Consider the following 5,570-nt stretch of genomic DNA (forward strand, 5'->3'; position numbering starts at 1 on the left):
ACACGATCGCATCCGGCGCCACGATCCCCGCCGCCACGCCGCCCGGGTCGCCGCGGCTCGCCTCGCGGTGCGCATCCACCTCGGCGCCTACCTGGCCATGGCCGCCATCGTGCTCAGCGTGTGGGCCGCCGTGGCCGTCACGACCGGCGACTCGTACTTCTGGCCGATCTGGCCGATCCTCGGCGGCGCGATCGGGCTCGCCGGCCATGCCTTGTCCGTACCGGGTTGCCGCAAGGCGCTCGAAAACCGTTGACAGAGAGCGTCGAACTGGTCGTCGGCGACCTGGGCACCGACGCCGACGTCGCCGACCTGATCGCCCACCTCGACGGGCGGGCGGTGGACGTGCTGATCAACAACGCCGGGTTCGGCACCTACGGCCCGTTCGCCGAGATCGACGCCGAGCGCGAGCACGAACTGGTCGCGGTCAACGTCGACGCGGCGGTCCGGCTGACCCATGCGGTCCTGCCGGGGATGTTGGCCCGCGGTGGCGGCGGCATCGTGAATGTCGCCTCCACCATCGCGTTTCAGCCCGGCACCTACCAGGCCACCTACGGTGCGTCGAAAGCGTTTCTGCTGTCACTCAGCCAGGCACTGTGGGCCGAGACCCGCGGCACGGGCGTCACGGTCACCGCGATGTGCCCCGGTCCCACCCGCACCGGGTTCGTCGACGCCCTCGGTAGCGACGTCTCCCACACCGCGATCTACCGCCGCCTCGCCGCGCCCGAACCCGTCGTGGCCGCCGGGCTGCGCGGCATGGACCGCGGCCGTCCCGTAGTGGTTCCGGGGTGGCGCAACCGCGTGATGGCGACGGGCGGACGACTCAGCCCTGGCCGGCTTGCGGCGCTCACCAGCGGGCGATTGCTGCGACCGGCCGAATCGTCGTCAGTGGAGACACCACGCTCATGACGGCCTCGACACCCGCCTCTAGAGTGGCTCGGAGCGCAGCATGAGAAGGTGAGGCCTGCATGAGCGACATGACCGCGCGGTTCGCGGAGATCGTCGGGACGCATAACCTGCTGACCGGCGACGCCATCCCCGACGACTACTCCCACGACGAGGTGTTGACACAGCCGCCGCAGAAGCCGGCGTACGTCGCCAAGCCGGCGACCGCGGAGGAGGTCGCGCAACTGCTGGCGGCCGCCTCCGAAGACGGCACACCGGTGACCGCGCGGGGGTCCGGAACCGGCCTGTCCGGGGCGGCGATCCCCCGCGGCGACGGGCTGCTGATCTCCTTCGATCGGATGAACGCCGTCCTCGAGGTCGACACCACCAACCAGGTCGCCGTCGTCCAGCCGGGTGTCACCCTGACTGAGTTAGACGCCGCCACCGCAGAATTCGGCCTGAGCTACATGGTGCACCCGGGCGAGCTGTCCTCGAGTGTCGGCGGCAACGTCGGCACCAACGCCGGCGGCATGCGCGCGGTCAAATACGGAATCGCCCGCCACAACGTGCTCGGGCTGCAGGCGGTGCTGCCGACCGGCGAGATCATCCGCACCGGCGGCAGGATCGCCAAGGTCTCCACCGGCTACGACCTGACCCAGCTCATCGTCGGCTCCGAGGGCACCCTGGCCCTGGCCACCGAGGTGATCGTCAAGCTGCACCCCCGGCTCGACCACAACGCCACCGTGCTCGCGCCGTTCACCGACTTCGACCAGGTGATGGCGGCGGTGCCCAAGGTCCTGGCCAGCGGGCTCGGCCCCTACATCCTGGAATACATCGACAACATGACGATGGCCGCGCTCGTCCACACCCAGAACCTGGAGCTGGGCATCCCGGACCGAGTCCGCGACGGCTGCCAGGCGTATCTCGTTGTGGCGCTGGAGAACCGCACCGCCGACCGGCTGGACGAGGACGTCGAGCGGGCCGGTGAGCTGCTCGCCGAGACGGGCGCCGTCGACGTCTACGTGCTCGAAGGGGCCTCGGCCCGCAAGCTGATCGAGGCGCGCGAAAAGGCGTTCTGGACCGCCAAGGCGATCGGCGCCGACGACATCATCGACACCGTGGTGCCGCGCGGCGCGATGCCGAAATTCCTTGCCACCGCGCGTAGTCTGGCGTTGGAGGCCGGCGCTGCCGCGGCCGGCTGCGGGCACGCCGGTGACGGCAACGTGCACCTGGCTATCCTGTGCAAGGACCCGGACAAGCGCAAGAAGCTCATGACCGATATCTTCGCGCTCGCAATCGAATTGGGCGGTGCGATCTCCGGCGAACACGGCCTCGGCCGCGCCAAGACCCCCTACTTCCTCAAGCTCGAAGACCCGGCCAAGGTTGCGTTGATGCACCGCATCAAACGCAGCTTCGACCCGGCGGGCATCCTCAACCCCGACGTTCTGTTCGCCGAACCCTGACGGCATACTGTTGCGCCATGCACGTCGATGCGATGACGGTCCCGCAACCGCTAACACGGACCGGTGACCTGGCCCGACGCACCCAGGCTGCGGGGTTTTCGGGTCTGCTGTTCACCGAAACCGGCCGCACGGCCTACCTCAACGCCGCCGTGGCCTCGCAGGCCGCCCCCGGACTCGAGCTGTCCACCGGCGTCGCGGTGGCCTTTCCGCGCAGCCCCTTCGTCACCGCGGCCACGGCGTGGGAACTTCAGGAGGCGACCGCAGGGAAGTTCCGCCTGGGCCTGGGCACCCAGGTGCGCACGCACGTCGTGCGCCGCTACGGCATGCCCTTCGAGCACCCGGGCCCGCGGCTGCGCGACTACGTGCGGGCGGTCAAGGCATGCTTCTCCGCGTTCCGCACGGGCAAGCTCGACTACCACGGCGAGTTCTACAACCTCGACTTCATCACCCCCCAGTGGAGCGCCGGACCCATCGACGAGCCGGACCCCAAAGTCGACGTGGCGGCGGTCAATCCGTGGATGTTGCGGATGGCCGGCGAGGTGGCCGACGGGGTGCACGTCCACCCGATTGGCGAGCTGGGTTACCTGAAACGCCATGTGCTGCCGAACATCTCCGAGGGCGCTGCCAAGGCGGGGCGGTCAACATCGGACATCGCCGTCATCGTGCCGGCGCTGACGATCGTCGGCGACAGCGACCAGGAGCGCGACACCGAGCGGGAGATGGTGCGTGCCAGCATGTCCTTCTACGGCAGCACCCCCAACTACGCGTTCATCTGGGACGAGGCCGGCTTCGAGGGCACCACCGCCCGCATCCGCGAAAAGCAGAAGGCCGGCGACTTCAAGGGCATGGCGGCCCAGATCACCGACGACCACATCGCTCGGTTCGCCACCGAATCGACCTGGGATGGCCTGGCCGACGAGCTGGCCGCAAAGTACGACGGGATCGCCACGCGCCTCGTCTTTTACAGCGCCCTGGGCGATCAGGAGCGCTTCGAGCGGTACGGCGAGGTCGCCCGCCGGCTGGCGGGGTGATCTGTCCGTCAGCTGATGGCCTCAACCTCACAGCGCACACCCGGCGCGCGTGAAAGGTGCACATCGGCGGTGATCAGCACAACATCCAAGGCCTCGGCCAGGGCGATATACGCGCGCTGGCCGTCTCTTCCGTCATCGCCGAGCGCTATGGCTAAGACACTCGCATCAACGATGATCACGATCCGCCCGAACCTGTTCGGCGGCCGCGTCAAACGAGACACGGCCACCCCGGCGTGCGGCGGCGCGGTCGAGAACCTCCTCCAGCGTGGGTTGGCTCGCATCAGCGATCAGGCGGCTTCGCAGGTATTCCTGCAGGGATTGATGTGCGCGCGCAGCCCGCTCGCGCAAAACGCGGTGGGTATGTTCCGGGACGTTCTTGATCTGCACACTGGGCATGGCGCCATTTTGGCGCTGCTGGCGCCAAATGCAAGGTCCGACAGCATGCACAGCAGTCACAGATAAGGCGGGGATATGCCGATGTTCCCGCCTCCGAGCGACCACTGATCGCGTCACAGAAGTTGTCGCTCTGAGGTGGGCACAACGGGTGCGGCCTCTTCGAGAGACTGGTGTGCGGGATGTGACTCAGCCATTGACCCCTTGACCGCCGACGTCGTCCTGGTCCGCGGAGCCTGGGCCGACGGCTCGAGCTGGGGCAGCATAACGACGGATGCCGGACCAACATCAGTAAACAAGCCAAGATTACCAATCTTGTGAAACGTGCTGCCGTAATTGCGCTGGCCCACAATGCAATTCAAAACTAGTGCACCCACGCACCCAACCAAACGTTGTGAGCTCACAACGCGTGAGCGTCTACTAACCGCCTGCGCCCCGGGGCAGTATTGGTGCCATACCCGTCGGTGCAACGGCGCACCGGCGGGCACCTCCGCTGCCTTCTGCACGCCGGCCCGCGTGGCCATGCCAGGCGGCGGGTTCGTCTGGCAAGAAGGGGAAACGCCATATGACGGCAGCCCGTCCCAAGAATCGCAGTGAGGGCCAGTGGGCGCTGGGAGATCGCGAACCGCTCAACGACGCCGAGCAGTTCAAGCACGACGACGCGCCGCTGAACGTCCGGGACCGCATCCTCAACGTCTACGCCAAAGAGGGATTCGACAGCATCGCCGCGAACGACCTGCGCGGTCGCTTCCGCTGGATGGGCCTCTACACCCAACGCGAGCAGGGCTACGACGGCTCCTGGACCGGCGACGAGAACATCGACAAGATCGAAGCCAAGTACTTCATGATGCGCGTGCGCTCCGACGGCAAGCCGATGTCGGCACGGACGCTGCGCACCCTGGGCCAGGTCTCCACCGAGTTCGCCCGCGACACCGCCGACATCGGCGACCGGGAGAACGTGCAGTTCCACTGGATCCGCATCGAGGACGTTCCCGAGATCTGGCGCCGGCTCGAATCCGTCGGCCTGACCACCACCGAGGCCTGCGGTGACTGCCCCCGCGGCATCCACGGTTCGCCGCTGGCCGGCGACTCGCTCGACGAGGTGCTCGATCCCTCGCCGGCGATCGACGAGATCATCCGCCGCTTCATGAACAATCCCGACTACGCCAACCTGCCGCGCAAGTACAAGTCCGCGATCTCCGGATTGCAGGACGTCTCGCACGAGACCCACGACGTCGCCTTCGTCGGCGTCAACCACCCCGAGCACGGCCCGGGCATGGACCTGTGGGTCGGCGGCGGCCTGTCGACCAACCCGATGCTGGCCCAGCGGGTCGGCGTGTGGGTCCCGCTGGACGAGGTCCCCGACGTCTGGGAGGCCGTCACCCAGGTCTTCCGCGACTACGGCTACCGCCGGCTGCGCGCCAAGGCCCGGATCAAGTTCCTGGTCAAGGACTGGGGCATCGAAAGATTCCGTGAAGTTCTCGAACAGGAGTATCTGGGGCGCAAGATGATCGACGGCCCGGCCCCCGAGCCGGCCAAGCATCCCATAGACCACATCGGCGTGCAGAAGATCAAGAACGGCCTCAACGCCGTCGGCGTCGCCCCGATCGCCGGACGCGTGTCGGGCACCACCCTGTCGGCGGTGGCCGACCTGATGGAGAAGGTCGGCTCGGACCGGGCCCGGTTCACCCCGTTCCAGAAGCTGGTCATCCTCGACGTGCCCGACGACAAGGTCGACGAGCTGGTCGCCGGCCTGGACGCGTTGGGCCTGCCGTCGCGGCCGTCCTCGTGGCGCAAGAAC

General features: G+C 67.8%; 7 protein-coding genes. 5 read left to right on the forward strand and 2 right to left on the reverse strand.

From position 1 onward, the window contains the following. The 4 genes from ACLP9N_RS29940 to ACLP9N_RS29955 form a co-directional block, all read left to right on the forward strand. On the forward strand, window positions 1-253 hold a 253-nt coding region (locus ACLP9N_RS29940; RefSeq protein ID WP_442410761.1), incomplete at its 5' end, for a 2TM domain-containing protein. Continuing rightward, window positions 169-906, forward strand: coding sequence for an SDR family NAD(P)-dependent oxidoreductase (locus tag ACLP9N_RS29945; protein WP_442410767.1), 738 nt, complete (start codon window positions 169-171; stop codon window positions 904-906). The genes ACLP9N_RS29940 and ACLP9N_RS29945, both read left to right, overlap by 85 nt. A 59-nt stretch (window positions 907-965) precedes the next feature. Then, window positions 966-2,345: an FAD-binding oxidoreductase gene (locus tag ACLP9N_RS29950; RefSeq protein WP_442410762.1), complete on the forward strand. Its 1,380-nt coding sequence runs from the start codon at window positions 966-968 to the stop codon at window positions 2,343-2,345. A gap of 17 nt (window positions 2,346-2,362) precedes the next feature. Then, window positions 2,363-3,376 (forward strand): TIGR03617 family F420-dependent LLM class oxidoreductase, encoded by a 1,014-nt coding sequence (locus tag ACLP9N_RS29955; protein ID WP_442410763.1) that lies wholly within the window; start codon window positions 2,363-2,365, stop codon window positions 3,374-3,376. Between the two features lie 8 nt (window positions 3,377-3,384). Here the strand turns inward: ACLP9N_RS29955 and ACLP9N_RS29960 are convergent, their stop codons facing one another. Next, window positions 3,385-3,555 (reverse strand): hypothetical protein, encoded by a 171-nt coding sequence (locus ACLP9N_RS29960; protein ID WP_442410764.1) that lies wholly within the window; start codon window positions 3,553-3,555, stop codon window positions 3,385-3,387. Next, window positions 3,542-3,772 carry a FitA-like ribbon-helix-helix domain-containing protein gene (locus ACLP9N_RS29965; RefSeq protein WP_442410765.1) on the reverse strand — a complete coding sequence of 77 codons (231 nt, stop codon included), beginning with the start codon at window positions 3,770-3,772 and terminating at the stop codon, window positions 3,542-3,544. The genes ACLP9N_RS29960 and ACLP9N_RS29965 overlap by 14 nt, the downstream gene beginning before the upstream one ends. Window positions 3,773-4,334: 562 nt before the next feature. Here ACLP9N_RS29965 and ACLP9N_RS29970 point away from each other — a divergent pair. Beyond that, a partial coding sequence (locus ACLP9N_RS29970) for a nitrite/sulfite reductase (protein WP_442410766.1) occupies window positions 4,335-5,570 on the forward strand: 1,236 nt, incomplete at its 3' end.

This window comes from Mycobacterium sp., assembly GCF_052144515.1.
Lineage (GTDB): Bacteria > Actinomycetota > Actinomycetes > Mycobacteriales > Mycobacteriaceae > Mycobacterium.